This is a genomic window from Photorhabdus akhurstii (assembly GCF_019090985.1).
Lineage (GTDB): Bacteria > Pseudomonadota > Gammaproteobacteria > Enterobacterales > Enterobacteriaceae > Photorhabdus > Photorhabdus akhurstii.
In genome coordinates, this window is record NZ_CP020335.1 from 3,438,225 (window position 1) to 3,464,445 (window position 26,221).

The window sequence follows — 26,221 nt, forward strand, 5'->3', positions numbered from 1 at the left end:
CATAAGTCCCCTCCTACAGTTAACGCACACCACCCGGTATCATGGTCAACAAGTGCTGACGAGGATAAAAACGCGTTATGCCTCGGTGTTTCAGCCACCAGCATAGATACTCAACATCATGATGGCGGCGGTCGCACAATAACCCGACAATACTGCCACTATGAGCAACGTTCAGCCCATAGATCCCACTCCGTTCTACTAGTTCCAACAAACTGTCAAACGCCGGTTTTACCAACAACTTTTGACTAGCCTGAGCACTGAGTGTTGTGGCTTCTCCCAATCGCCAGCAATTCTGGGTAGTCACAGCCTGACAAAATAGTCTCCAGGCATGCTCTAGCACTGCGGCATTCTCCAGTAATGCCGGATGGCGATCTAAACGGTGATAATCAGCCGTGATCAAGATTTCCGGGCTTTCCAGTAACAAAATATCGATTGATGGCTGCCAGTCACAGGTAATCTGAGTAGCAGCCGTTTGATGATCAAACAAGGTAAGTTGGCTGAATAACGTGCTATCAGTAGGCTCAAGCTGTACGCAAAAGCCAGCCAATGTCGTTTCATCAAGTGTTTCCCCCAGATAACGTGCCGTCGCCAACGCAGTGGCGGCAATATCAGCGGTACTACTTGCCAGCCCTTTCGCTACCGGGATCGTAGAGGTAAAGGAGATCCGTAAACCTCGCGCCATCTCCACCGATAAACCAAAATACGCCAGTACAGTTTTCATCATTTGACGCATGCGAGGACGTTCATCTTTTCCCGGCACGCCATCGGTAACAGACACCTCGCTGAACCAATTCACCGGACAAGAGATCAATTTCTCACCACCAAGTATCCACCCTTGGATAAGTTCACCACACGATGCGGGACAACGCGCTTTAGCCATAATTGAATACCTGATGTAACGCCGATACCAGACGGCGATTATCATGCTCACCCTTGATGGCGACCCGATAATAAGCCACGTCCAAGCCAGGATAGTTAGCACAATGGCGAATCAGTATTCTCTGTTTCAACAATGCTTGTTGAAGATTGATTTCCGGGCGCAGACAACGCAGGAAGATATAATTTGCCGCGGGAGGCCAAACACGCAATGCCAGTAATGCGGTCAGCGCCTGATAAAGCCAACGTTGTTGTTCAGCTAACCAGCGGTGTGTTGCTTGAATGTAAGCCTTATCATTAAGAACAATTTCACCGGCCAATGCCGCGAAAGCATTAATCGTCCACGGTTCCCGCCAGCGCTTCATTGCCCGAATCCCCGTTGCATCACCACTGACCAGATAACCAAGGCGCAACCCCGGAATAGCAAAAAATTTCGTGAGTGAACGCAGAATATAAAGACGAGGAAAATGCGCTATCTGAGGAATAAATCCGGTAGTATCCGGGAGAAAATCGATAAACGCTTCATCGACAATCAGTGCAATATTATGCTGACGGCAACGTTCAAATACCGCCTGCAATAACGCAGCATCTGGCATTAAACCGGTTGGATTATTGGGTGTAGCAAGAAACAGGCAATCAGGGCGACATCGATCCAATGCCGCCAATAAACGTTGATCAGGCTGATAATCATCAGCTTCACGCATCACATACTCATCAATCTGGCAATCAACCCGTTGTAAGGCTTTCCGATATTCAGCAAATCCCGGTATCAAGAGCATGGCACGACGCGGCTTAAGATAATTCACCACAGCATAAATCAATTCGGTAGCACCATTACCCGCCATCAGGTTTTCCGCAGTACAATGATGAATCTGCGCTAACGCTGCATGCAATCGGCGATATTCTGTATCAGGGTAATACTCTGCACATTTTAATTGGTCGATAATGGCCGCTTTTAGGGATTCCGGCATCCCTAATGGGTTAATATTCGCGCTGAAATCAATTATCTCTTCGACTGTAACACCCATTTTCAGCGCCATTTCCAGCACATTCCCGCCATGTTCGCTCATTAAATTGATCCCGAATGTTAAACAAAAAATCAGAGTGCCATCAATGATGGAACGGAAGAGAGCAACAAACGATCCCGACTAAAAGCCAATGTTTCCCGCAGACGCACCACATCACCAATCACAATCAATGCTGGCGCAGTCAATCCCTGAGCCGCCACCCGTTGAGCCAGAGTTAACAAGGTTGCACTAGCGACTTGTTGCTGCTGATGGCTGGCATACATCACAACCGCCGCCGGCGTTGTCGGCGCTTTACCGCCAGCGATCAATTGCTCACAGATACTCGCCAGTTGGGTCATGCCCATTAAGATCACCAGCGTGCCTTCCAGTTTTGCCAGCGTCGCCCAATCCTGTGATTCATTTCCCTGACGCAAATGGCCGGTAATAACGTGAAAACCTGATGCATAATCACGATGGGTGACCGGTATCCCGGCGCAAGCCAGACCACCAATTGATGAACTGATGCCCGGTACCACTTCAAAAGGGATTTTCGCCAGCGCTAAAGCTTCCGCTTCTTCACCACCACGGCCAAACACATAGGGATCTCCCCCTTTCAGCCGGACGACATTTAACCCTTGTTGCGCACACTCTACCAAGATCTGATTAATTTGCCGTTGCGGCACGGGGTGATAGTTCGGCGTTTTGCCGACATTAATCATTTTGCAGTTATCAGGCGCTTCGGATAACAGGTCCGGGCTGACTAATCGATCATACACCAGCGCCTCAGCCTGACGGATACAATGCAATCCTCTGACAGTAATCAGCGCCGCATCGCCTGGACCGGCGCCTACCAACCAAACTTTTCCGCTATTCATCATTTTTCTCACCCTTAACGAAAGTCTGTTGGAAGATATATAACCGATAGCCAGCAACACGATCTGGTGTAAGATCAATAATTCTTCATTTTTATTAATATATTGATGATAACTATATGTCCTGACACATTGCAGCTTTATCTGCTTGTTTCCCTTAGCAACTTCGCCCTGCATCTTATCTATACCCTATGGATTTCAAGATGGATCGCGGCGGCAAGGAAGCGAATCCCCGGGAGCATAGAGAACTATGTGACCGGGGTGAGTGAGTGCAGCCAACAAAGAGGCAACTTGAAAGATGACGGGTATACGCCATTTTTATTATAACCCTTAATGTTTTTGTGACTACCGTTGACTTTTCAACCAAATTGACGGTATTTAATACTGATTGATAAAAAAAATGCCAACATACGCCTTATTACAAACAAGAGGCGTAGCGATGGAATCCAAGGAATTATTCAGTGTCGGAATTGACATCGGCACTACCACTACACAAGTGATCTTCTCGCGTCTGTCACTGGTGAACCGTGCCGCGGTATCACAAGTGCCACGCTACGAGTTTGTTAGCCGCGAGATTATCTGGCAAAGCCCGGTGTTATTTACCCCCGTAGACTTCGCCGGGCAATTGCGTGAAGACGAGCTGTTCAACTTGATCCTGGCACAATATCAGGCAGCAAACATCGATCCAGATAGCATTGATTCCGGCGCGGTTATCATTACGGGTGAAACCGCGAAAACATGCAATGCACGCCCTGCGATTATGACACTGGCGCAAAAATTAGGGGATTTTGTTGTCGCAACAGCGGGACCACATCTGGAATCAATGATTGCCGGTTTAGGTTCCGGCGCTCAAGCGCTGTCACAGCAGAAAATGGCCAGAGTGCTCAACATTGACATCGGCGGCGGCACCGCCAACTATGCGCTATTTGATGCCGGGCGACTTATCGCCTCCGCTTGCTTAAATGTCGGCGGCCGCTTATTAGAAACCGATCCTCAAGGGAAAGTCTTACGGGCACATCCGCCCGGAGCACTCATCGTTGATTCACTGTTTGGCGAAAACACAGATATTCAACATCTGACAGCCACGCAATTACAGCAAATTGCTACGCGAATGTCGCAATTGCTATGGGAAGTCGTCACCGGGCAACTCACACCACTGACGCAACAATTACTGATGACCGAACCGCTGCCAAACTGTGATGAACTCTATGCCGTCACCCTCTCCGGCGGGGTAGGCGAGTGTTATCGTGAAGCATCGGATCATGATCTATTCCGTTTTCACGATTTAGGACCATTGCTGGCACAAGCTATCCATCGTGATAATGATTTCACCAAACTACCACTGCAAGCGCCAAAACAAACCGTGCGTGCTACCGTCATTGGCGCCGGCGCTCATACATTATCATTATCCGGCAGCACCATTTGGCTCGATACACTATCACTACCACTACGCAACATTCCCGTCGTCCACCCTGACACAGAAGCCGCTGAATCGCTGGCAGAAGCCTGGCAACATGCACTCACACAAATGGATCTGAATGCCGAACAGGATCTATATGCATTGGCCCTACCCGACGCCCTGCCGGTGAATTATGCCGCCGTACAGACATGCATTACCGCTTTACAGAATTTCGCCGCCCGCTATCCCTCTTCTCACCCGCTGCTCATCGTCGCCGGTCAAGATTTTGGTAAGGCATTGGGCATGCTGTTGCATCCTCTGATGGGAGAACGGCCGCTGGCGGTTATCGATGAAGTTATCACCCGCACCGGGGATTATATCGACATTGGTACGCCACTATTTAATGGCACTGTGGTTCCCGTCACTATCAAATCACTGGCTTTTCCTTCCTGAGAGAGCGTAAACATGAAATTGAAAACTCAGCTTTTTGGTAAGACCTATCAGTTTAAAGATGTCAAACAGGTGCTGGCAATGGCTAACGAATTGCGTTCCGGGGATATGCTAGCCGGGGTGGCTGCCGAAAGTTCTCAGCAACGCGTCGCGGCTAAACATGTCCTCTCGGGAATGACGATTGCGGATATTCGCATGAATCCGATCATTCCTTATGAAGAGGATTGCGTGACTCGCATTATTCAGGATGACATTAATGAAATTGCCTACACCCGCATAAAAAACTGGAGTATCGGCGAACTGCGTGAATACATACTAAGCGATGATACCAGCGTGGATGATATCGCCTTTCTGCGTAAAGGGATCAGTTCCGAAGTCGTTGCCGCCGTGGCAAAAATCAGTTCCAATGCGGACCTGATCTATGGCGCGAAAAAAATGCCGGTGGTCAAAAAAGCCAATACCACCATCGGGACACCGGGAACGTTCAGCGCTCGGCTGCAACCTAACGATACCCGCGATGATGTACAAAGCATTCTGGCTCAGATTTACGAAGGACTATCGTTTGGCGTTGGCGATGCAGTCATCGGCGTTAATCCGGTAACTGACGATGTGGAAAACCTGACTCGCGTGCTGGATACCATCTATGAGGTGATCGACAAATTCGCTATCCCAACCCAAGGCTGCGTTTTAGCCCACGTCACGACCCAGATAGAAGCTATTAAGCGTGGTGCGCCGGGTGGTTTAATTTTCCAAAGTATCTGCGGCAGTGAAAAAGGGCTAAAAGAGTTTGGCGTAGAATTGTCTATGTTAGATGAAGCGCGTGCCGTTGGCGCGGAATATTGCCGTCTTGCCGGCGATAACTGCCTCTATCTTGAAACCGGACAAGGCTCCGCTCTCTCCGCCGGCGCTCACTTTGGCGCTGATCAAGTGACAATGGAGGCACGAAACTACGGTTTGGCACGCCACTATGACCCATTTCTGGTGAATACCGTTGTCGGCTTCATCGGGCCGGAATACCTCTACAATGATCGCCAAATTATCCGCGCCGGATTAGAAGATCACTTTATGGGAAAACTCAGTGGCGTCTCAATGGGATGCGACTGTTGCTATACCAACCACGCAGATTCCGATCAAAACCAGAATGAAAACCTGATGATCTTGCTGGCAACCGCAGGGTGTAATTTCATCATGGGAATGCCGCTCGGTGATGACATTATGCTCAATTACCAGACATCCGCTTTCCACGACACCGCCACTATTCGTCATTTGCTTAACCTGCGTCCGTCGCCCGAGTTCGAACGCTGGCTGGAACATATGGGACTGATGGCAAATGGCCGCTTAACACCACGTGCGGGCGATGCATCGTTCTTTTTCTGATTCTTTGCTGAGATAAATCACCATGATCCAAAAAACAATTGAAGAGAATGTAAGCGAGCTGGTATCTGACCTGAACCCCCATGCATCCCCTGAAATCATTGACGAAACTGAAAGCTGTACGCCGGATTTAGGCTCCTTAGAAGCCAAGCAGTGGATCGGTGTCCAAAGCCCGAACCGTATGGAAGTCTTACAGGAATTACGCCGTAGCACTGTGGCGAGAGTCGGTACCGGCCGCAGCGGGCCACGCCCCCGTACTCAGGCATTACTGCGTTTTCAGGCTGATCACTCCCGTTCTAAAGATACGGTGTTAAAAGAAGTCCCGGTTGAATGGATAGAAAAACGCGGATTGCTGGAAGTGCAATCTCAAGTTAGCGACAAAAATCTCTATCTGACTCGCCCGGACCTAGGAAGAAAACTCAGTGCGAATGCGGTAGAAACCTTGCTAACACAGTGCAAAACTGGCCCCGATGTACAAGTTGTGATCTCCGATGGTCTTTCTACTGATGCCATTACCACCAACTACGAAGATCTTGTGCCGCCACTGTTAAAAGGGTTGGAACAAGCAGGAATGTGCATCGGCACACCGTTTTTTGTGCGCTATGGCCGTGTCAAAATCGAAGATCAAATTGGCGAGTTACTAAAAGCTAAGGTAGTTGTCTTACTGATTGGAGAACGACCCGGATTAGGGCAATCAGAAAGCCTCTCCTGCTATGCAGTTTACCAACCGACTGTAGAAAAAACTGTTGAAGCTGACCGCACTTGTATCTCTAATATTCATCGTGGCGGCACGCCACCAATCGAAGCCGCAGCGATTATTGTCGATCTAGCTAAAAATATGCTAGAACAGCAAGCTTCTGGCATTGCTCTTAGTCGTTGATAGCATGGTGGCTATACTCTATGGATTTCAAGATGCTTCGCGACGGCAAGGGAGCAAATCCCCGGAAGCATAGATAACTATATGACCGGAGTGAGCGAGCGCAGCCAATAAAGAGGCAACTTGAAAGATGACGGGTATAAACAATAATCTTTCATTTAAGTGGAAACTCCCTTTTACTTCATTAAGAAAATCATCAATATAAAAATAGGATGGCAGGCCAAAACCTGCCTCCTGCTTTATTGATTGCCTAACCATAAATGCGATATAACTTCCAGTTCTGCATTTAGAATACTGCTAATGTTGTAGAATTCAATTTTATAGTAATTAACAACATTAGGAGGTGATGCAAGTATTTCCGTCTTACCGGAGTAAATATCAATATAGCTATACTGATTATAATGTCCAAACGGACCAGCCCAATAATTTACAGCCCTAATATTTGCCATGCTATTGTTTTTTATAATTGCGTCACTGAAATCAGTGGGTAATACTGCATTACCAGAATTATAAATTACATATGCATCGTTAGAATTCATATGTACCATTCTTGATGGAATTCCAGCTTTTTTCCACGCAGGGTCCATTACAAATTCAATTTCTGCAATTTCAGTATTGCTAAGATTGGTGACTACAATTTTATAGCGGTAAATAAGGTCACCAGGTCCGCCGAATATTTTAACTTCGCTAGGATAAACATCAACATGACTATATTGATGATAATCTCCAATCAGACGAGCCCAGTAATTTATAGCCCTAATTGGCGCCATACTCTTGTTTTTTATAATTGCCGCTGGGACTGTATTGGGCACTGCAATATTTTTATTACTATAAATCTCAACGGTTTGAAGAGGACCTATAGATACAGTTTTTTTCAATGACATTATTCTTCTCCTCATTGTTTCTGTTATTTAGTAACATATATGACAGGTAGTTTTATCTGTAAAATTTAACTTAACACTTTCCCAAAACAGTTAAATATTGAAATTTGTCAGCACAGTGAAAAAATCAGATACTGTTTTTTCGCGTTATCTATTCTAATAACACTTTTTTCTCTCATTTCTATTACGGCAGCAGCACCATACTACTAAATACAGCAAACTTTAGAAAAACAGATCTAAATAATGCATTTATTAGGTATAATAAAACCGTAATTATGTTATGATAAGTCATTAGATCAACAAAATATTATGAGATTGAATAGATGGATTTGGAAAAATTAAGGAAATTAACCCTCAGTAGTGGATTCACATTTAAAGAGCTTCTTATGATGCAAAGGACCTTTAAAAATCTTGATGATGATGAAAGAAAATATGTGATAAAGTATTATACAAAAAGCGATAACATTTACAACGTTATAATAGTGCTTGCTGAAGATGCAGGCGATCCCGTTTTATTTTTTGCTCTCATATATGTAGGTTACATAATAATGGAAGTTTTCCTCTATGATGAAAATTCAATATCCAATTTATCATTAATATCGATCATTTATATCATTTCAACAATTATATGCATATGCTATAAATCTTTTTATCACCGCTATCGTTATAATTTTTTCACATGTATAAAATTAGTCATTTTCTATATTCGTCTCAAAATAAAAGAAAAACTTAAACAGTTATAAAGAATAAGTATTTTACGGCAAGTAATTTATATAGTTAAAAAAATGAACCTAATTGATTTAAGAAAATTAATACTAAATAGCGGATTAACCTTAAAAGAATTGCTTAAGATAAAGAGAAGCTTTATTATTCTACACAAGGATGATCCTGATATTTATGATAAATACAAAAGTAAAACAGATTGTTTCTGCCAGTACCTATTACTTATATGTGAAGAAATAGCCATGCCGTTAATATAGTCAACACTAATTAACTTATTTATAATATTAAGAATGCTTTTCAGTGGGAAAGCATATGGGATTCCATTAATGACCTTTGTTTATCTATCAATAACAACATCAGCTTTATTTTATTTCAGCTACTCTGTTAACTGTAATTTCATAACAGGATTAAAATTAGCAATATTTTATATTCGTTTTAAAATAAAAAATAAATTAAATCGTTGAAACAATTAATTAAATATGATAAAAATAACCATATAATTAAATAAAATCGAGTCTAAATAAATGAACCTAACTGACTTAAGAAAATTAATATTAAATAGTGGATTCACCTTAAAAGAATTGCTTAAGATAAAGAGAAACTTTATTACCTTATATAAAGATGAGCCTGATGTTTATGATAGATACCAAAACAAAACAGACTGTTTTTGTCATTATCTGTTACTTATAGCCGAAGAGGTCGCTATGCCATTGTTATTTTTTACTCCAATTTTCTTATTTATAATAACAGGTATGTTTTTCAGTGATATGGCATATGGAATTCCATTAATGTTTTCAATTTACTTATTTATTTCAATCTCATCTTTTTTTTATTACAGTTTTTCCGTTAGATGTAATTTAATCACAGGTTCAAAATTGCTAGTTTTCTATATTCGTTTTAAAATAAAAATAAATTTCAATCGTCATGAAGTTTATATATGTCATCTATCAAAAGTTTGACTTTATATCCACTACTTAATACTTGAATGGTTAACATCGGCTTTGGTGTTAACTGCCATTTTCTGGCAAGATCCGAATTAATATATCTGAACAATTTCCCTGCCCCCGGTTTAACAGGATAACCTCCAGATATATTATTCTTAGATTTAACCGGTTTAAGCTTGAGCATCCCATACGTTCCATATAGACTTGCCACGAAATCAACTGAACTATAAGCAACATCAGCTACACCATCACCATAACCTAAAGCATGAGAGACATGTCTATATCCTTCCCTAACCCAGCCTATATCTTGATGCTCATAAAGAATCGGGCTAATAGATTCATAAAAGTTATTAACTCCATGAGCAGCCAAAACAACACCTACCGATTGAACTGTTCTAGATTTTACAAGTCTCCCTGAATTAAAAACTGCAAGACCAGCAAACATTTGAACACCACCAGCAACAACCCCACCGCCTATTTTTGCATATTTAACCACGCCGTGATCTTCAAATATATCGGTTACAATATATTTGGTATAATCCTTACGCCTTAAAACCTGATATTCTTTTTCCGTTACTTCATATTCATCTTTTACTTCATAAACCAATCTCTTTTTTTCATTTACATCAAATGTATTTTTAAACTCACGTGTTTTTATATTAACAAAATCATCAATTTCTTTTAAATATGACATTCTCAATTGGCTATCTCCTATAAAAAAGCTGGCAGCCAAGTGTGCTTTACGCTTCAATAATGAAGCGTAATTATTTAAATCATAAGAAAGATGAGATATCCCTTTCATAAAAGCCTCAGTAAACGTTTTCTTCCCATATGCTATATGCACTGGTGCCGGACATAATATGTTCCCACGTTATTGATTTATACATCAAAGATAAACTCTCCTGTGGCTGACATTCATTATGCGTAGATGAATTTGGATAAAACCCATTCAATGCACAGATATATGCGCCGGTAAGTTTTATCTTATAATAGAGCTCTAAACCACCTTTAGTTGATGTTCTGTAAAAATAAAAAATACATTGCAGCGATTCTTTATTCGTTATGGCTAACCCTAAAAGAGGAGAAGATTTATCGATTGGTTTTCTTATCTCAACCGGTTGATGGTTAACATGTTGACCTCTGGTTATATTGGAAGTCAATTCATAAACAAATATATGGTCTTCATGACCAAGCTGACATGTGTTACCAATAGAATCAACCGTTGAACATCCTTGTGATATCAAACCTTGCTTATCACCCCTAATTTCTAAATAGATTATATTCGCCATAGAAAACCATCAGTTAGTCAATATTTCAAAAGCATGAATATATATTATCTTGATAAGAAATATAATATAGATATTGGGTTCATTGCCAAATAGTGTGATAAACCTCATAACAAGGAAAATTCAGATAATCATTTTGTATTAGAAATATAATTTAACTCCGGTGAATCTTTCATTTAAATCAAACCTGAACTCATTTTTTATCCAAAACAACTACGTATAATGAAAGTCATTGGCAATCAAATATTACGAGATCTATTTACTGGAATCTTTAAAATTATCATCCAAGAACAATGAACTCATATAAAAATGGCTATTTAACAATAAAGTATTATTGGGATAAATAATTCTTCTTTGATATTTAGATGTTGCAACATCAATATAAATGAGACTATCAACGCCTTCTTACTATAAGCTAGATTTATTACTGATAATTTTTTCAACTTGTTAACGAGTAGCTTTTAAGCTTTATTATGCTCTGGCAGGAAAGAAAGTCGTTCTGCTGTTACTGGGTGGAGACAAACGAAAACAGCAAGCCGACATAAGCAAAGCAATTGAGTATTGGAGAGATTACCAACAGAGGAAACCATGAGTAGATCACGCAGTCACGATGAAGCAGTCATTGAAATGCTCCGTAAAGACCCTGAGTTCGCTGAAATATACCTTCACACTGCTTTTGAAGAACTTGATGAAGAGGGCGGAGAAGCTGGCTTTTTACTAGCACTTCGCCATGTTGTTGAAGCACGTGGCGGTATGTCACTGGTCTCCGAACGAACTGGACTTTCACGCGAAACTTTATACCGAGCATTATCACCTAAAGGCAATCCCACACTGAAAACCATGAAGAAAGTTATTCATGCGACCGGTCTGACTTTCGCAGCTATTGCATAATAGGCAATAGCTCAAATCCCATCTCGCTTTCTCGGCGTTATCCTTTCCTAAGATGATAACGCTTTTTCTCTCACCCCCTTACGGATGCGGGTTATCAAATTACCCTGATAATTAACACGGCAACACAATATTACTTTCAGCGAGTAGTCCCATATTGTTATACATAGCGCAAGCCGCATCCACCAAATGCATCGCCAACGCAGCGCCGCTCCCCTCCCCCAAGCGCATGTCCAAATGTAGATAAGGTTCCAGTTGCAAATGCTGCAACGCGATAATTGAGCCTTTCTCTGCCGATAAATGCGAAGGGATCAGGTAATGACGTACATCAGGAGCAATTCGACAAGCGGCCAGCGCCGCTGCGTAAGAAGGAAAACCATCCAGAATCACCGGCAAGCCGGCAGAGGCCGCGCCAAGCATTACGCCCGCCATACCCACCAAGTCATAACCACCGACCTTAGCCAATACATCAATGCTATCTCTGGCATCAGGCCGATTGATTTTAATCGCCTGTTGCACAACCGCCACTTTGTGATGCAAGCGTTCTCTGGGGAAGTTAGCCCCAACTCCTACAATCTGTTGTGGATCGTTGTCTGTCAAGACGCTGACCACAGCCGCCGCTGGTGTGGTATTCGCCATACCCAATTCACCCACACCAAACAATTTCACGCCATTTGCAGCCTGTTCCAGCGTCAGGAGTGCGCTTGCCAGCAATAGATCTTCTGCTTGCTGGCGGCTCATTGCCGGTCCTTGAGCAATGTTGCCACTGCCACGCCCCATCTTCATGTTCACTAATCCCGGCACAGGATCACTGTCAATGCCCACATCCACAACTTTCACATCCGCGCCCGCATTCACCGCCAATACGCAAACACCGGTGATCCCTTTCATCATATTCTGCGCATGAATAGCCGTCGCTGACTTAGGCGATATAGTCACGCCTTCGTCATAAACCCCATGATCAGCAACCATCACGATAATCTGCTTACGATCAATATGATGGCCCGATAATCCCCGCATTCCGGCAAGCTGAATCGCCAGATGTTCCAGACGTCCGAAGCTACCTGTTGGTTTAACCAGCCCATTCAATCGAGTTTCAGTACGCGCCATCGCAACATTATCCAACGGCACAATAGCATTAATGATCGATGAAAATGTTTGCATGGTGTTATTTCCGTGTCTCAAGCGGCCAGTCACTCCGGTTATTAAATGTGCGCAAGGTAGTCAATCCATGTTGGATTTCCACTACACTGTACGTTCCCTGTTCAAAATGAAAGTGCCACATGGCAGCAGGCGGCATAGCCAGCAAACGCGCCAGCAACAAGCCCAATACTCCCTGATGAGCGACTAATAACAGATTATGCTGACTTTCTTGTATCAGCAGATGCTGAACCACATTTTCTATCCGAGCCGCAAATGCCGGAAAGGTTTCCCCTCCGGTCGGCGCTGCCTGTTGCCAATCCGCTAACCAAGCAGCCCAAGCTTCGGCGTCTTCATGTTGCAAATCGCGGTGATGGCGCATTTCCCATACGCCAAAATGCATCTCATTGAGTTGCGTATCAATGGTAGCTGACAGCGAATGACCGGCCAGAATAATCTCCGCAGTATGACGCGCCCGCCGTAATGTGCTGCTTATCGCTTGCGAAAATGTCACTGACGATAGATAGCGGGCAACTTGCCGAGCCTGATTTATCCCCGTTTCAGTCAACGCCACATCCGTCATACCACAGAAAACACCACTCAGATTCGCTTCCGTCTGACCGTGCCGAACCAAAAATAGTCGCATTGTTGTTACTCTACCTCAGATGTGTTTTAGAGCTGTTAATTCAGAAACGCATAAATTCAGACTCGTTTTTTAGCATGTTATCCATTCATCATAAAATGGCTTGCGAATGTGTGTCGTAGTACATGTCTCGCTAGCCTTTTGGGTAGATTGGAAATCATTGATTTAATACCGTTTTGGGTAGCGATTACCCAACGTTCATACTGTTGCACTTCGGACTTTATACCGAAGCGCTTACGAATACGCTTGCCCTTGCGGGCGAACATCAGCAAGGTACTACCTGCTATCCAGTTTGGATACACTCACAAAATACCTACCAGAAATTTCACCCAAACAAATAACGAGCCACAGCTAATGCCAACCCAACGGTACCAATTATGGTTGCAGCTAACCACTTCGTCCGTGCACTGATTTCTTTATGTAGGTCGCCTTTTGTCGCAAACTCTTCAGATCGAGTTGTTAGCTTGGTTAACTCTATCTTTATTTGCATGACATCTGATTCAAGACGCGCCACTCTTGGCTCTAAACTGCCGCCATCACCGCCATCATTACGGGTAGTATCCATATCATCACCCCCTTTACGTTTAGTACTATTCATATAAGATATATTACTCATCATGAGATCCCTTCTCTTGCTGACTCAACCAATGAAGCACAGATCTGACCTCATGAGTGGTAATATAGCCACAATTATCACAGCTGAGTTTATAATAATAATTAGCATCACTGTCGGTAGGTTGTTCTGGTGCGTGTCTGAAAAAAGTAACAAATGTTTTGCTAACCGATTGCCCATGAAGCAAGTCAGCAACCACAGCTTTGCTTGTCTCAGCAATAACTTGCTCACCAACACTGTGGCACATCGGGCATATTCGAGTTACTTTCTTCGCGTCCAAGAACTTGAAGAAAGTATCAGCGTTTATTGTTTCCAACTTCTTAATAAGTTTGTTTTTGTCTTTCATTTAATCACCATCATAAATGTTTTCACTTAATGAGTTTCTTAACTTATAAACAAAGGGAAAACCACCACGCCCCCAACGTATGTATATTTTATATATGGCTAACCAACCTTCTGGCCGCCTCAGCTATTGTATATGTCGTCGTCTCGCCCATCATGTGAGAGAGCGGGAAATATTTTCCCCATTTCTAAAGTTTTATTACTCATTAACCATATCGTGTATTTCTCAAATCTGGGGTGGTTAGTGACTTTACCTAATAGTTGATCAACCAAGCTCTTTATGCTCCGTTTCATAATTTTTTACAGTACGCAAACCCAATCCTAATTCTTTTGCAAATGCGACCTACGTTAGCCCCTCGGCTTTTCTAATGAGTTTAAGTTTTTCCGCATAACTGTTTGACAAGACTCCCACAGAAGATCATCCTCAATGTTGAAGCCTCCACCTAGAAACCTTAAAGTACGACGAAATCCGGTTAAATCTGGACGAAATTCAGATAAAGACTTGGGAAGAATAAACTATGCCAGCTAAAAGACCTAAACCTATTGTTATAAAAATGCCCGATTGCCCTGTTGTTTTCTGCCTGCCATACCACCCAACGCTAACGCTTTCAGCATATGCGGAGTTTACAGATCAAACGGTCAGAACCTCCAACAACAAGCCAATGAGCAAAGATTGATACTGACAAAAAAGAAGAAAGGCAGAGAACGTGAAGTAAATATGGTTTTATTATTCCTCTTGGATTTCACAGGAAACTTTATGGATACCAAAACAGCAGAACCTACCACTGTAGGTGAAATGTTGACTGAAGAGTTTTTGAAACCGTTGAAAATAACTCAACAACAGTTGGCGAATGCGATGGGTGTTTCTCGCAAGGTTATTGGCCAAATTGTGAATAATTCCCGTCGCCTATCCGTTGCAGAAGCCACACAATTGGCCGGTTTATTTGAAACGGATGAGGATTTTTGGATTAACCTTCAAGCAGCTCATGATCGCTGGGAAAGTCGCCAGATTTCCGCCCGTAAGCATTATGCACCTATTACTGTTATTCTCTCAGCCAGCTAATGATTAGCGTAAGATTAGGGAGTTGGACATTCTGTTAGGAGGTTACTCACAGTAGCGCCAGTAAAAACACCAACTCCCCGACTTCCACTGACGCACCAAGGGTATCACCGGTCTGACCGCCTAAACGGCGGTGCAAATACACCGCCAGCAACCCAATAATCAACAGCGTGATCGCCAATGCCAACACACCAGACCATCGCATCAGTAGAGCAATCAACATTGCCCCACTGAACAATGTCAACAGTGTCTGACAACCATTAACCCGCCCGATATAAAGGTTCCCTAACCCAACGCCTTCACGGGCACAACGCTGGCGGTACATTAACAAGATAATCGCGCTCCTGCCCGCTACTGACGCAGCGGCCAAAGCCATTAACATGGGAACACCACGCAGAGATAATTCGCTCACCACCAGCACTTTCGCCAAAATAAGGAAGATCAACGCCAGTCCACCATTGGTTCCCAAACGGCTATCACGCATAATCTCTAGCATTCTTTCCCGTTTACGGGCAGAAAACACGCCATCACAGGTATCTGCTAAACCATCAAGATGAAGCGCCCCGGTTAACAACGCCAGCGCTAATACGTAACCCAGTGCCGCCAAGGGAGCGCCACACCAAGGAGTCAGCAAGGTAAAAACCGCCGCCGCAAGTATACCGACAATCAATCCAACCAATGGAAAACTCGCTATACCACGCACGTATTGATCGATTTCTAATCCCTGTGTCCAGCGCGATGGTACCGGAATGCGAGTCATAAATTGTAAGGTGGCAAGAAACAAGCGCAGATTCATTTAATTTTTACCTCAATTCCCGATACCATCAAAAATACTTCACTGGCAGCCGCCGCCAGCCGCTGGTTAACCCTTCCGGCAATATCGCGGAAATGGCGAGCCAGACGGTTCTCCGGCACAATGCCCATTCCCAGTTCGTTAGTGACCAGATATATCGGGGAAGTCATGCAAGTACAAGCTACTAGCAGATCGCTAATTTGCTGCTGAATTCCCACCTCCAATACCGCAAAATCCATTTGTTCAGGTGGCGTCTCTCCGGCTTGCTCAAATAATAGGTTGGTAATTAAGGTGGTGATACATTCTAAGATAACTGCTTCTCCCGGTCGGGTTTGCGTCGAGATAACCGCACCGAGATCGCGATAGCCCTCCCATATACGCCAATGAACCGGACGACTTTCGCGGTGCAGTCGTATACGTTCAGCCATTTCACTGTCTGTCACTACGGCGGTAGCAATATACAATACCTGTTCACTCGCTTGTGCCGCCAGTCTCTCCGCCAGCACACTTTTACCACTACGCGCCCCTCCAGTGATCAAAATCACGGAGCCGAACCTTGTCGATGGGTTTTCATACACTGATAAATCCGTTCTATATCCAGATGTTCGCGCATGGCTTTCGCCAGAAGGTCAAACTGAGTCTGTTTGTAGTGGGTATAATCCAGTATTTCTCCTTGGTAAGCCGCCAATCCTTTGCGCTGACGCAAAGCGTTAAGCAGAGCGCGGGTAAAATTAGCGCTATCAAATAAACCATGAATATAACTGCCCATCACACTGCCCTGTCGATTAACCGCCCCATCACACCAACCACCGGACTGGCCGTTACGCTCGGTAATACAAGCAAACGGGGTTGCATCTGCTCCCAGTATCGAGTTGCCCATATGAATTTCATAACCGCGAATAGGCTGATCAATGCAGTCTGACAGCAAGCCCGGCAATGCTGACAAGCTCTTACCGTTTACCCTAGTCGTTACTTTTTCGTGGGCAAAGCGGGTTTCCATATCCAGCAATCCAAGGCCCTCCATCTGTTCAATACCCGACTCTACGCCATCAATGATCCGTTTCCCCAATATTTGATAACCACCGCAGATACCGATAACCGGAATACCCGCCTGATGTGCCGTTAACAAGGCATCCGCTAACCCGCTCTGCCGCAGCCATTGCAAATCTCCCAACGTGTTTTTGCTACCGGGCAAGATAATCAGATCCGACGGCTGCAACGCTGATGGTTGAGTTACATAACGCAAACGAACATCCGGTTGCACCGCCAGCGCATTAAAGTCAGTAAAATTAGCAATATGAGGTAAACGAATCACCGCAATATCCAACGCCTTTTCTGTCGCGCTATCATATTTGCCAGTTTGCAGTGCGACACCATCTTCATCTTCCAGATCAATATTCAGCCAAGGCATGACTCCCAATACCGGCACGCCAGTTAAAGCTTCAATCTGTTCAATACCCGGCTGGAGCAAACTGACATCACCTCGGAATTTATTGATGATCACCCCTTTTACCCGCGCTTTCTCCTCCGGGCGTAACAGTGCCAATGTGCCATAAATGGCCGCAAATACACCGCCGCGATCGATATCCGCTACCAACAGCACAGGAGCATCCACCATCTCCGCCATCCCCATATTGACTATATCTCGATCTCGCAGATTGATTTCCGCCGGGCTGCCAGCACCTTCTAGCACAATGACGTCATATTCACGGGCCAGACTATGAAAAACCTCACAAATTTGCTGCTGTAAACTGGGCTTGTACTGGTGATACTCCACCGCATTCATGCTACAGGCCACTTTTCCCATCAACACAACCTGAGCTTTACGCTCGCTGGTGGGTTTTAGCAATACTGGGTTCATCCGTACGTCAGGCTCGATACCTGCCGCCTCTGCCTGAAAAATCTGCGCCCTTCCCATCTCTTCACCGTTAATAGTGATACCAGAATTCAGCGCCATATTCTGTGATTTAAACGGTGCGCAGCGATAACCATCTTGAACAAAGATACGGCACAATCCCGCAACCAATACACTTTTCCCAACATCAGATGCCGTACCCTGCAACATTAAAGACAAGCCCATCATGCTATCTCCTTTATATTGGTGTAGTAGAGCAAAAAGCGGCTCCTCAGTTTTATACCCGTCATCTTTCAAGTTGCCTCTTGTTCGCAATCACCCTTTATCTGATGGAAAGGGTTGACCCGGCGATCAAATGTATCCAATTAGTCAATATTCGCCGCCATTGCCAACCCAATGAATATTTTTTGCTGCCATACCAGCACTTATTTTTCAGTATGCCACTGTTTATTCACTAAAATGGTGGAGAAATAAGGTAATTTTTGATCGACGTCCACCTGATCCAAACGGTGCCAGCACTGTTCACTTGGCAATGTCGCATCCGCCATTAATAGGGCATGTTCAAACAAATTCAGGCGCGCCAACAATGTACTCACTGCGGCAAAACGGTTATAAACTTTCATCAGCACCACGCAATCATGCGTTTGTAGAGCCTGCTCCAGCTCGGCTTCCGGCGCAGTACAAGACATTATCGCCATTGATTGCTGTTCCATCGCCAGTGGCAGTACGGTACGTGCGGCAATGGCAGCAAAAGAGGTGATACCTGGGACAATTTCCAGCCACTCCTGCCGACCAATTCTCTCCAGCAAAAAGACCCAAGTACTGAATAACATGGCATCACCCAACGTGATAAAACCCACTTGCAGCCCTTTTGCCACTTCATCTTGCAGTTGTTGCGCCACTTCATCCCATACCGCCTGTTTCTCTTCGCCATTACTGTTCATCGGAAAATGGCAGGTACGAATTTCCGTGTGGGGCAACAGGTATTCACGCACAATGGAGAGCGCCAGACTATCTCCCCCTTTACGCCCTGCGGGGGCATAAAGCACATCAAGGCGAGCGAGTATTCGAGCTGCACGTACGGTAACTAAATCACTGGCGCCCGGACCAACGCCTATAGCATAAAGTCTTCCATTCATCACACCACCCCCTGTTGTTCTGCCTGTAATGCGTCCGCCAGGTGTTGAACGAACATCTGGCGAATCAACGGATTTTCACCTAATCCCTGTAACCAAGATTGGGTTTTGATCCCAACAGCTTCCAGTTGAGAACGCCACGAATCCGGCTCGTCTGATGCCATGTCGTTAATCGCATGATCGCCGGCCACTATCATTAATGGCATCAAATGTACTTTACGCACCGCCTGATGCCGCAAGCGAATAATGATCTGGTCGATTTCCGGGTAGCTCTCCACCGCGCCAACCAACGCTGGGAAATTATGTGCGCTCATAAGATGATCAAGGCACGCATAGGCAGAAAAGGCATGATGGGTTGCGCCATGCCCCATAAACACCACGCGTTCATCCTCAGCTAATGGCGGCATCTGACTTTTCAGGGCAACAAGCAGTTGTTGATAATCGGCAAAGCTGTTAAGCAGCGGTGTACCTACTACTAATCGTTGGAAATGATCGCTAAAGGAACGCACTTCATTGACGATCTTTTCATATTCGTCACCATTGATGACATGCAGGGATTGAATAGCGACATCCTGATACCCCTCATTGACCAAACGTTCCAAAGCCTGACGTGGATTATCCACCTGTAGGCCATCACGTCTTTTTAATTTACGGATGATCATCTCTGAGGTGAATGCACGATACAGATCACGATCACGGTAAGCCGCTGCCAGTTGTTGTTCACAGACATCAATATTCTTTTGTCGGGTTTGATGATAGCTGGTACCAAAACTGATGATTAATAGTGCTTTTTTCATTTTATTGCCCTCATTATTCCTGCCAATTGGCTAGGTGTTGGACAAACTCATCCAGCGAACTAATCTGCTCTCCGTCATCTCCCGGTAAAGTCGGTGTAGGTCGGCACACCACAATACAGGGAATATTAAGCGCCAGGCAGGGAGCGACTTTCTGTTGATATCCCCCCTCGGCCCCAGACTCTTTTGTAATCACCACATCAGGGTGACAAAATTCATACACTGCATGATTGAATTCAGCCGTAAATGGCCCACGCAACGCGATAATATGATCAACCCCCAATCCTAACGCTTCACACTGAATCAACACCTCGGCGGTCGGCAATACCCGTACCAACAACGTTTTTCCCGGTAGTAAACGCTGATATAGCTCCAGTTGCTTACTGCCGGTGGTGAGCAAGATCCGTTGCCCTAGTGTCCGAGCAACGTCGCAAGCCGCCTCTATACTATTCACTTTGTGCAACAGTGGATGGCTCAGTAAGTCAATCTCACTGGGCCGCTGATAACGAGTAAGCCGCAGTGACAAGCGACGACAAGCTGTCATCACGTTTCGGCTTAGTGCATCTGCGTAAGGATGGGAAGCATCAATCACCCAACGTACCTTATGCCGATCAAAGTAATCCACCATCTCCTCGGCATCCATTCGCCCCACCACCACATCTCCCCGAATATCACCCGCCAGTTGTCTCCCTGCATCAGTAGCGACAGAGAGCCGATAACGTGCCCCTGCTGCGTCTAGCGCCTGACAGAGCAACCGGGCATCACTGGTTCCGCCAAAAACATGGATAGCCGGATGGCTCATAATTCATACCCCCGTGGCGTGATCATCAATCCATCACGGCAATAGGTCGTTTGATTGCCAACGATCACCAAACTGGTCATATCCACCGGGGAGAAATCCATCTCGCCAAACGTGGTAATCCATTTATCCTGTTTTTTACGTCCCGCCGCTTTTACTACGCCAACCGGCGTCTGTGCTGCTTTCCACGGCCGCATAAGTTCAAATGCTTTGGCAAGATGCCCTTCCCGGCCACGGCTACGTGGGTTATAGAAGCAAATAACAAAATCCGCTTGCGCGGCGGCAATAACACGTTTCTCAATCATCGGCCACGGCGTTAGCAGATCACTTAAACTGATATGACAAAAATCATGCATCAATGGCGCGCCCAACAACGACGCCGCGGCAATACTGGCGGTGATCCCGGCGACCAACTTAACTTCAAGATCACATTGTTGCTGGCAAACCAATTCCAACACTAAACCCGCCATGCCATAGATTCCCGCATCACCACTGCTGATCAAAGCAACTTTACGGCCGGACAACGCCAGATCGATCGCCCTCTGGCAGCGTTCAATCTCCTTGCACATCCCGGTCTTAATCACTTCTTTATCCATCGTTAGATGCTTAACTAAATGGGTGTAGGTTTTATAGCCGACAATAATTTCAGCTTCGCGGATCGCCTCAATGGCCTCCTGCGTCATCATGGATTCATTGCCTGGTCCAATACCGATTACCGTTAACATGATTGTGATACCCCCAAAGTGATAGTGACGCCCTGCTGACGCAAGGTCCGACCAACCAATTTTCCTTCGCTCATCAACCAGGCGACAGGTTGTGAAACACTGCCAATTCCTATCGTCTGGCGCACAAAATCGGAAGCAGGAAAGCGTTGCTCATGAAGACTTAATTCATTAACACTGAACAACTCAAACGGTACACGCCAACGCTGTGCAAGTTGATTCAGCGCCGGTTCATCCTTTTTAATGACAACACTGCCGATGGCCCGCAACGCCATCAGATCGAAATGGTTTTCCGCCATCTGTTGCTGCAATAGCTCAATCACTGTTTGCAATGGCGTATCCCGGCGACAACCAATCCCGGCCACCACTCGTTTCGGCACCAGTTTGTAAACCAGCAGAGACAATTCCGGCAACGAATCTCGCAATGTGATACACACCAGCGCATCCAGTTCTGGCAATTCCTCCAGACTCGCTACCGGGACAAAACCCCGGGTATCACACTGCTCACGTTCATTAAGTAGTGGCTCATCCCACCACAACCCCACTTTTTGACCACTGACCAACATTTGATTTATCACCTTCACCACGTGGCGAAAATCCTGCATATCGGCATCTAATTGAGTGGCAAGGGTGTCTAACGCCGCCATCCCGTTAACATCCGTAGCTGTCGTGATCACCGGATCAGCCCCCAATAACGCCGCCAAATGGTGAGTCAACGCGTTAGCCCCACCCACATGACCAGATAACAGGCTAATAACATGCTGCCCTCCTTCATCAATCACAACCACGGCGGGATCATGCATTTTGTCGTTTATGATTGGCGCAAGCATACGTACCGTGATGCCAAGCGCCGCCACCACTACCAACGCCGAATAGTGTTTAAATGCCTCGCGCAACGTGTCGCCAAAGCTGCCATTAAACGGCGTAAACCCCGGCTCCAACAACTTTTCGCTGGTAAAACAGGTCAGAGGAAGATGAGCTTGCAACCGACGTACCAGTCTGACCCCTCCCGGCGTCAGACAGAACACCGCAATCGACTCATGCCCGGCGATATTCATGGCTAAACCCCGCATCGTAAAGCTTGGAATAGTGGTACTCTTCTCCCAAAAAAGCACCGACCAGAATCAAAGCAGTTTTACGAATACCTGCTGTCTGTACTTTTTCAGCAATATCAGCCAACGTACCACGTACAGTAAGCGTGTCAGCCCAGGTCGCTTTGTATATCACCGCGACCGGCGTCGTTGCCGGATAGCCACCAGCTTGAAGACGCGCAGCCACATGTCTCATTTTCTGTACAGAAAGATAAATCGCCATTGACGTTTGATGAGAGGCGAAAGATTCCAACTGTTCGAGCGGCGGCACCGATGTACGCCCTTCAATCCGGGTAATGATCAAGCTTTGCGCCACTTCCGGCACGGTGTACTCCACCCCTAATTGCGCAGCGGCCCCAAGGAAAGCACTGACACCGGGTATCGAGACAAAACTAATGCCCGCATCGGTCAAAGCTTCCCCTTGTTCGCGTATAGAACCGTACAACGAGAGATCGCCGGTTTGCAGTCGCACCACCAACTTACCCGCACGGACACCCTCAACCATCAGCGCAACAATCTGTTCCAGCGTCAGACCGGCGCTATCATGGCACTCAGCCTCTGGCGGGCAATAATCCAACAGTTCGGTATTAATCAATGAACCAGCATAAATCACCACCTGTGCCTGTTGCAGCAAACGGTAGCCTTTTAAGGTGATCAACTCCTTATCACCCGGTCCGGCCCCGACAAACCACACTTTTCTGGGATCAAAATATTCAGACATCGATCTTCTCCTTGTAACAGGAAATCAGATAAGTCGGATTATTCGGTTTGAAATAGTGACCCGTACCCAAGGTCGCTAGAGTAGATGCTTGTAGCTGTATGCACTCCAATTGACTGATCTGACAGGTCCGCAAATGTTCCAGTGCATCATTCAGGTTATTCAGCAAAATGAAAGTCAGTACCAGACGGCCACCGGGGTGCATGTGATCCAGCGCCCAGTCGATCAAAGCGGTCAATTGCCCGCCACTGCCGCCAATAAACACCGCATCGGCCATAACATCCAATGCTAACGGGGCTTCTCCAGCAATGATCTCCACATTATGACAACCTAGCCGCTGACGATTCTCCCCAATCAAGGCTAGTGCCGCCGGGTTGCGTTCAATAGCAGTAACAGTCAGCTCCGGGAAGCGTAACGCCGCCTCTAATGCCACACTGCCTGTACCTGCTCCCACATCAATCAATTGGCTGGCATCACTGAGTTCCAGCCGCTCCAGCGCCAATGCACGTACAGGTTCTTTAGTCATTGGCACTTTCTGTCCGCGTAAAAATTCATCATCTCTCATTTAGGATCACCACCACATTCATGTCATAGTCAGTCGCCACCGCTTCCGGCCGCAGACGGTGAATACGCTCATTAGGCAAAGAGAGGTTTTCACCAATAATCAATGTACGGCTCAGGCCACGCTCAATAATGGCCTCCGCAATTGCCCGCGGGCCGACGCGCCCATCAGTTACCATGCCTACTTTGTCGTGTTGCAGAAGCCAGCCAAAATCCGGGGCTCGCCCGTGACTGCTGGTTAGATAGATATCGTTCATATCCAGCGCAGCTTTGGCACACAGATACTGAATTGAACTGATACCCGGAATGATGCGCAGATCATCTGCGGTAAAATATTCAGACAATAATTTGCCAATGCCATATAACAGCGGATCACCAGACGCTAACACCACAATCCGGCGTGTACTGTTGTTCTGTAGCCAAACAAGCAAACTCGCCAGATCAGCATCCAGCACGCGGGTTTCGTGGGTGACACCGCTAAATATCTCCAAGTGGCGTCTACCGCCGACCAATACCTCCGCTTCAGTGATATAGTGCTGTGCCTGTGGTATCAGATACGCAGTATCGCCGGGGCCAATTCCCACTACAGTGATCATCGCATTGCCTCCAAAATGTCATTCAATGGGCGACTGGCGCCAAGTATCTGATTATCAAAAGAGAACATGATGGCATCACAGCACGGTGGGTTAACCGCAAAACGCAACATCTCACGCATGCGTTCACAAATGCGTTCGGCTATACGGTCATAAACCGCTTGCAAGCCGTGTTCTGCTATCAGTTCCATTGCGGCTTCCGTGGTATCGCAGCGACTCACTTCCAATAACAGTTCCTGCGACGCTCCCATCAGTGCCAGATAAGCAATCAACGTTTCCATGCGGCCATCAGCGATATGGCTGTGGGTATGGAAAATTCCTGCGGCCACTTTCACCAGTTTGCCGGGATGCCCCACCAACATGATATGGCGGAACCCAAGCCGTACCGCTTCCTGCAACATGTAACCAACGAAGTTACTCATGGTCACTACTAGCTGACCATCGAGCCCCAATTGCTCACGCACAAAACGCTCACCGTGATTGCCCGGCACCAGAATGACCTTTTCAGCACCCGCCGAACGTTTCATTTCCAGTTCTATCGCCAACGAACGTTTCCAACTCTCTTCCGACATTGGCGTAACGATACCGGTGGTGCCAATGATGGAAATACCGCCCAGTATTCCTAATCGCCCGTTGTAAGTTTTCTTTGCTCGCTCTTCACCTTCCGGCGCGAAAATTTCCACCTCCGCGCCCCGTAAAGGGCCGATAGCCTCCCGCACCGCAGCCTCAATGGTTTGACGCGGTGTACGATTAATCGCAGAGCTGCCTACCGGTAATCCGACGCCTTTGCGGGTAACTGTACCCACACCTTCCCCGCCACGCAGATGGATCTCACCGTGGTCGCATAGAGTGACACGGGCAAAAATCAGCATGCCATGCGTCGCATCTACGTCGTCGCCACCATCTTTACGAATAGCAGCCGTCGCCTGCTGGCCTTCAATCAGCGGCTGTTCAACGTTAAGGCGTAATGTCACACCAGAAGGGGTAACAATAGATACATGATCAATAACTTGCTGACGCAGCACCATTAATGCGGCAACCTTAGCGGCTGCGGTGGCACAGGAGCCGGTGGTATAACCTTTGCGATACTGTTTACCGTTATGCCAGATGCTGTCTAGTTGCATAGTGTTTAATTGAACAGTGTCACTCATGGCGCCTCCCGCAATCGGTACAGAATGGCGTTGATAATCGCCGCCGCGATATTACTTCCCCCTTTACGGCCTGAGGCGGCGATACAAGGCAGTTCACTTTGCATCAACGCGGCTTTCGATTCCGCCGCACCGACAAAACCGACAGGCACTCCAACCACCGCCAATGGCGAAGCCTGCCTTTCCAGCAAACGGAACAGCGCGGTTGGAGCATTACCGAACACGAAGATTTTGTCGCCTTTTTCAGCCAGTGCGACATCTACCGCGGCCATAGAACGCGTAATACCCTGCGCTTTCGCCATCGCAACTACACGCGGATCACTGATATAGCAGCGGCATTCACACCCCATCTGATGTAACAGTGCTTTATTAATACCGGACTGAGCCATCGTAGTATCGGTATATAAGATGCATCCCCGACGCAATGCCTCAGTCATGCAGGCCAGCACACCCGGCGAGAACCATAAAATATCCAACCAGTCAAAATCTGCGGTGGTATGGATCACCCGTTTAATTACCGCTTCTTGCATCTCATCAACAAAACGATAATCGGGGCGTTCGCTGGCAATAATATCGCCAATGATTGCAAAGCTATTCTGTTCAATTTGCTGAGGTTTCTGGAGGTAGTTCATATTG

The 26,221-nt window shown here is 46.0% G+C and carries 31 protein-coding genes; 6 read left to right on the top strand and 25 right to left on the bottom strand.

The annotated features are described in order from the left end of the window. Positions 1–19: 19 nt before the first annotated feature. The 3 genes from B0X70_RS15025 to cobA are packed head-to-tail and all read right to left on the bottom strand — an operon-like array spanning position 20 to position 2,758. Positions 20–880, bottom strand: a complete 861-nt coding sequence (locus B0X70_RS15025) for a GHMP family kinase ATP-binding protein (protein WP_217469712.1) — start codon at positions 878–880, stop codon at positions 20–22. Continuing rightward, on the bottom strand, positions 873–1,946 hold the full coding sequence (gene cobD, locus B0X70_RS15030) for a threonine-phosphate decarboxylase CobD (protein WP_217469713.1): 1,074 nt from the start codon (positions 1,944–1,946) through the stop codon (positions 873–875). Before cobD ends, B0X70_RS15025 begins: the two co-directional genes overlap by 8 nt. A gap of 29 nt (positions 1,947–1,975) precedes the next feature. Next, positions 1,976–2,758, bottom strand: a complete 783-nt coding sequence (gene cobA, locus B0X70_RS15035) for a uroporphyrinogen-III C-methyltransferase (RefSeq protein ID WP_036777417.1) — start codon at positions 2,756–2,758, stop codon at positions 1,976–1,978. A gap of 436 nt (positions 2,759–3,194) precedes the next feature. Between cobA and eutA the strand changes: the two genes are divergently transcribed. The 3 genes from eutA to eutC are packed head-to-tail and all read left to right on the top strand — an operon-like array spanning position 3,195 to position 6,858. Beyond that, positions 3,195–4,607 carry an ethanolamine ammonia-lyase reactivating factor EutA gene (gene eutA, locus B0X70_RS15040; RefSeq protein WP_217471746.1) on the top strand — a complete coding sequence of 471 codons (1,413 nt, stop codon included), beginning with the start codon at positions 3,195–3,197 and terminating at the stop codon, positions 4,605–4,607. A gap of 12 nt (positions 4,608–4,619) precedes the next feature. Next, positions 4,620–5,981, top strand: a complete 1,362-nt coding sequence (locus B0X70_RS15045; protein WP_036814474.1) for an ethanolamine ammonia-lyase subunit EutB — start codon at positions 4,620–4,622, stop codon at positions 5,979–5,981. A gap of 22 nt (positions 5,982–6,003) precedes the next feature. Next, positions 6,004–6,858 (top strand): ethanolamine ammonia-lyase subunit EutC, encoded by an 855-nt coding sequence (gene eutC / locus B0X70_RS15050; protein ID WP_040149085.1) that lies wholly within the window; start codon positions 6,004–6,006, stop codon positions 6,856–6,858. Positions 6,859–6,885: 27 nt separating this feature from the next. Here eutC and B0X70_RS15055 read toward each other — a convergent pair whose 3' ends face one another. Together B0X70_RS15055 and B0X70_RS15060 are read right to left on the bottom strand one after the other, a co-directional pair. Continuing rightward, on the bottom strand, positions 6,886–7,113 hold the full coding sequence (locus tag B0X70_RS15055) for a hypothetical protein (protein ID WP_040149084.1): 228 nt from the start codon (positions 7,111–7,113) through the stop codon (positions 6,886–6,888). Then, on the bottom strand, positions 7,095–7,739 hold the full coding sequence (locus tag B0X70_RS15060) for a hypothetical protein (protein ID WP_036777360.1): 645 nt from the start codon (positions 7,737–7,739) through the stop codon (positions 7,095–7,097). Before B0X70_RS15060 ends, B0X70_RS15055 begins: the two co-directional genes overlap by 19 nt. A gap of 320 nt (positions 7,740–8,059) precedes the next feature. Between B0X70_RS15060 and B0X70_RS15065 the strand changes: the two genes are divergently transcribed. Further along, positions 8,060–8,479: a hypothetical protein gene (locus B0X70_RS15065; protein ID WP_105398194.1), complete on the top strand. Its 420-nt coding sequence runs from the start codon at positions 8,060–8,062 to the stop codon at positions 8,477–8,479. Between the two features lie 895 nt (positions 8,480–9,374). Here the strand turns inward: B0X70_RS15065 and B0X70_RS15070 are convergent. Both B0X70_RS15070 and B0X70_RS15075 read right to left on the bottom strand, forming a co-directional pair. Continuing rightward, the gene (locus B0X70_RS15070) at positions 9,375–10,205 is read right to left on the bottom strand and encodes a DUF4225 domain-containing protein (RefSeq protein WP_217469714.1); all 831 of its coding nucleotides are present in this window, start codon (positions 10,203–10,205) and stop codon (positions 9,375–9,377) included. A 7-nt stretch (positions 10,206–10,212) separates the two neighbouring features. After that, on the bottom strand, positions 10,213–10,692 hold the full coding sequence (locus B0X70_RS15075) for an Hcp family type VI secretion system effector (protein WP_217469715.1): 480 nt from the start codon (positions 10,690–10,692) through the stop codon (positions 10,213–10,215). Positions 10,693–11,277: 585 nt separating this feature from the next. On the opposite strand from B0X70_RS15075, the gene B0X70_RS15080 reads away from it, so the two are divergent. Continuing rightward, entirely contained in the window at positions 11,278–11,580 is a 303-nt protein-coding gene (locus tag B0X70_RS15080; RefSeq protein WP_040149077.1) for an addiction module antidote protein, read from the top strand. A gap of 111 nt (positions 11,581–11,691) precedes the next feature. On the opposite strand, the gene cobT is transcribed toward B0X70_RS15080, so the two are convergent. The 5 genes from cobT to B0X70_RS15105 form a co-directional block, all read right to left on the bottom strand. Beyond that, a complete protein-coding gene (cobT, locus tag B0X70_RS15085) occupies positions 11,692–12,741 on the bottom strand; it encodes a nicotinate-nucleotide--dimethylbenzimidazole phosphoribosyltransferase (protein WP_217469716.1) in 1,050 nt (349 codons plus the stop codon). A gap of 4 nt (positions 12,742–12,745) precedes the next feature. Beyond that, a complete protein-coding gene (locus B0X70_RS15090) occupies positions 12,746–13,363 on the bottom strand; it encodes an adenosylcobalamin/alpha-ribazole phosphatase (protein ID WP_105395112.1) in 618 nt (205 codons plus the stop codon). A gap of 77 nt (positions 13,364–13,440) precedes the next feature. Continuing rightward, positions 13,441–13,662, bottom strand: coding sequence for a hypothetical protein (locus B0X70_RS25265; protein ID WP_229000629.1), 222 nt, complete (start codon positions 13,660–13,662; stop codon positions 13,441–13,443). 23 nt (positions 13,663–13,685) lie between these two features. Next, the gene (locus B0X70_RS15100) at positions 13,686–13,979 is read right to left on the bottom strand and encodes a hemolysin XhlA (RefSeq protein WP_246593309.1); all 294 of its coding nucleotides are present in this window, start codon (positions 13,977–13,979) and stop codon (positions 13,686–13,688) included. After that, positions 13,969–14,319 carry a hypothetical protein gene (locus tag B0X70_RS15105; protein ID WP_217469717.1) on the bottom strand — a complete coding sequence of 117 codons (351 nt, stop codon included), beginning with the start codon at positions 14,317–14,319 and terminating at the stop codon, positions 13,969–13,971. Before B0X70_RS15105 ends, B0X70_RS15100 begins: the two co-directional genes overlap by 11 nt. Before the next feature lie 753 nt (positions 14,320–15,072). On the opposite strand from B0X70_RS15105, the gene B0X70_RS15110 reads away from it, so the two are divergent. Further along, the gene (locus B0X70_RS15110; protein WP_040149073.1) at positions 15,073–15,378 is read left to right on the top strand and encodes a HigA family addiction module antitoxin; all 306 of its coding nucleotides are present in this window, start codon (positions 15,073–15,075) and stop codon (positions 15,376–15,378) included. Positions 15,379–15,424: 46 nt separating this feature from the next. On the opposite strand, the gene cobS is transcribed toward B0X70_RS15110, so the two are convergent. From cobS to B0X70_RS15175, 13 genes are all read right to left on the bottom strand, one after another. Further along, a complete protein-coding gene (cobS, locus tag B0X70_RS15115; protein ID WP_217469718.1) occupies positions 15,425–16,171 on the bottom strand; it encodes an adenosylcobinamide-GDP ribazoletransferase in 747 nt (248 codons plus the stop codon). Further along, complete coding sequence (cobU, locus tag B0X70_RS15120; protein ID WP_217469719.1) at positions 16,168–16,713, bottom strand: bifunctional adenosylcobinamide kinase/adenosylcobinamide-phosphate guanylyltransferase; 546 nt, start codon at positions 16,711–16,713, stop codon at positions 16,168–16,170. Before cobU ends, cobS begins: the two co-directional genes overlap by 4 nt. Next, complete coding sequence (locus tag B0X70_RS15125; protein WP_217471748.1) at positions 16,710–18,248, bottom strand: cobyric acid synthase; 1,539 nt, start codon at positions 18,246–18,248, stop codon at positions 16,710–16,712. Before B0X70_RS15125 ends, cobU begins: the two co-directional genes overlap by 4 nt. Positions 18,249–18,448: 200 nt before the next feature. Next, positions 18,449–19,162: a cobalt-factor II C(20)-methyltransferase gene (locus B0X70_RS15130; protein ID WP_217469720.1), complete on the bottom strand. Its 714-nt coding sequence runs from the start codon at positions 19,160–19,162 to the stop codon at positions 18,449–18,451. Then, entirely contained in the window at positions 19,162–19,956 is a 795-nt protein-coding gene (gene cbiK, locus B0X70_RS15135; protein ID WP_217469721.1) for a sirohydrochlorin cobaltochelatase, read from the bottom strand. Before cbiK ends, B0X70_RS15130 begins: the two co-directional genes overlap by 1 nt. A 13-nt stretch (positions 19,957–19,969) precedes the next feature. Further along, the gene (locus tag B0X70_RS15140; RefSeq protein ID WP_217469722.1) at positions 19,970–20,755 is read right to left on the bottom strand and encodes a cobalt-precorrin-6A reductase; all 786 of its coding nucleotides are present in this window, start codon (positions 20,753–20,755) and stop codon (positions 19,970–19,972) included. Beyond that, positions 20,752–21,477 (bottom strand): precorrin-3B C(17)-methyltransferase, encoded by a 726-nt coding sequence (locus B0X70_RS15145; RefSeq protein WP_217469723.1) that lies wholly within the window; start codon positions 21,475–21,477, stop codon positions 20,752–20,754. Before B0X70_RS15145 ends, B0X70_RS15140 begins: the two co-directional genes overlap by 4 nt. Then, entirely contained in the window at positions 21,471–22,532 is a 1,062-nt protein-coding gene (cbiG, locus tag B0X70_RS15150) for a cobalt-precorrin 5A hydrolase (RefSeq protein ID WP_217469724.1), read from the bottom strand. Before cbiG ends, B0X70_RS15145 begins: the two co-directional genes overlap by 7 nt. Continuing rightward, positions 22,513–23,286 carry a cobalt-precorrin-4 methyltransferase gene (locus tag B0X70_RS15155; protein ID WP_217469725.1) on the bottom strand — a complete coding sequence of 258 codons (774 nt, stop codon included), beginning with the start codon at positions 23,284–23,286 and terminating at the stop codon, positions 22,513–22,515. Before B0X70_RS15155 ends, cbiG begins: the two co-directional genes overlap by 20 nt. Then, positions 23,279–23,848, bottom strand: coding sequence for a decarboxylating cobalt-precorrin-6B (C(15))-methyltransferase (locus tag B0X70_RS15160; protein WP_036777392.1), 570 nt, complete (start codon positions 23,846–23,848; stop codon positions 23,279–23,281). The genes B0X70_RS15155 and B0X70_RS15160 overlap by 8 nt, the downstream gene beginning before the upstream one ends. Then, on the bottom strand, positions 23,838–24,440 hold the full coding sequence (locus tag B0X70_RS15165; RefSeq protein WP_040149063.1) for a cobalt-precorrin-7 (C(5))-methyltransferase: 603 nt from the start codon (positions 24,438–24,440) through the stop codon (positions 23,838–23,840). The genes B0X70_RS15160 and B0X70_RS15165 overlap by 11 nt, the downstream gene beginning before the upstream one ends. Next, positions 24,437–25,588, bottom strand: a complete 1,152-nt coding sequence (gene cbiD, locus B0X70_RS15170; protein WP_217469726.1) for a cobalt-precorrin-5B (C(1))-methyltransferase CbiD — start codon at positions 25,586–25,588, stop codon at positions 24,437–24,439. Before cbiD ends, B0X70_RS15165 begins: the two co-directional genes overlap by 4 nt. Continuing rightward, positions 25,585–26,217 carry a cobalt-precorrin-8 methylmutase gene (locus tag B0X70_RS15175; RefSeq protein ID WP_217469727.1) on the bottom strand — a complete coding sequence of 211 codons (633 nt, stop codon included), beginning with the start codon at positions 26,215–26,217 and terminating at the stop codon, positions 25,585–25,587. The genes cbiD and B0X70_RS15175 overlap by 4 nt, the downstream gene beginning before the upstream one ends. Between the last annotated feature and the right edge of the window lie 4 nt (positions 26,218–26,221).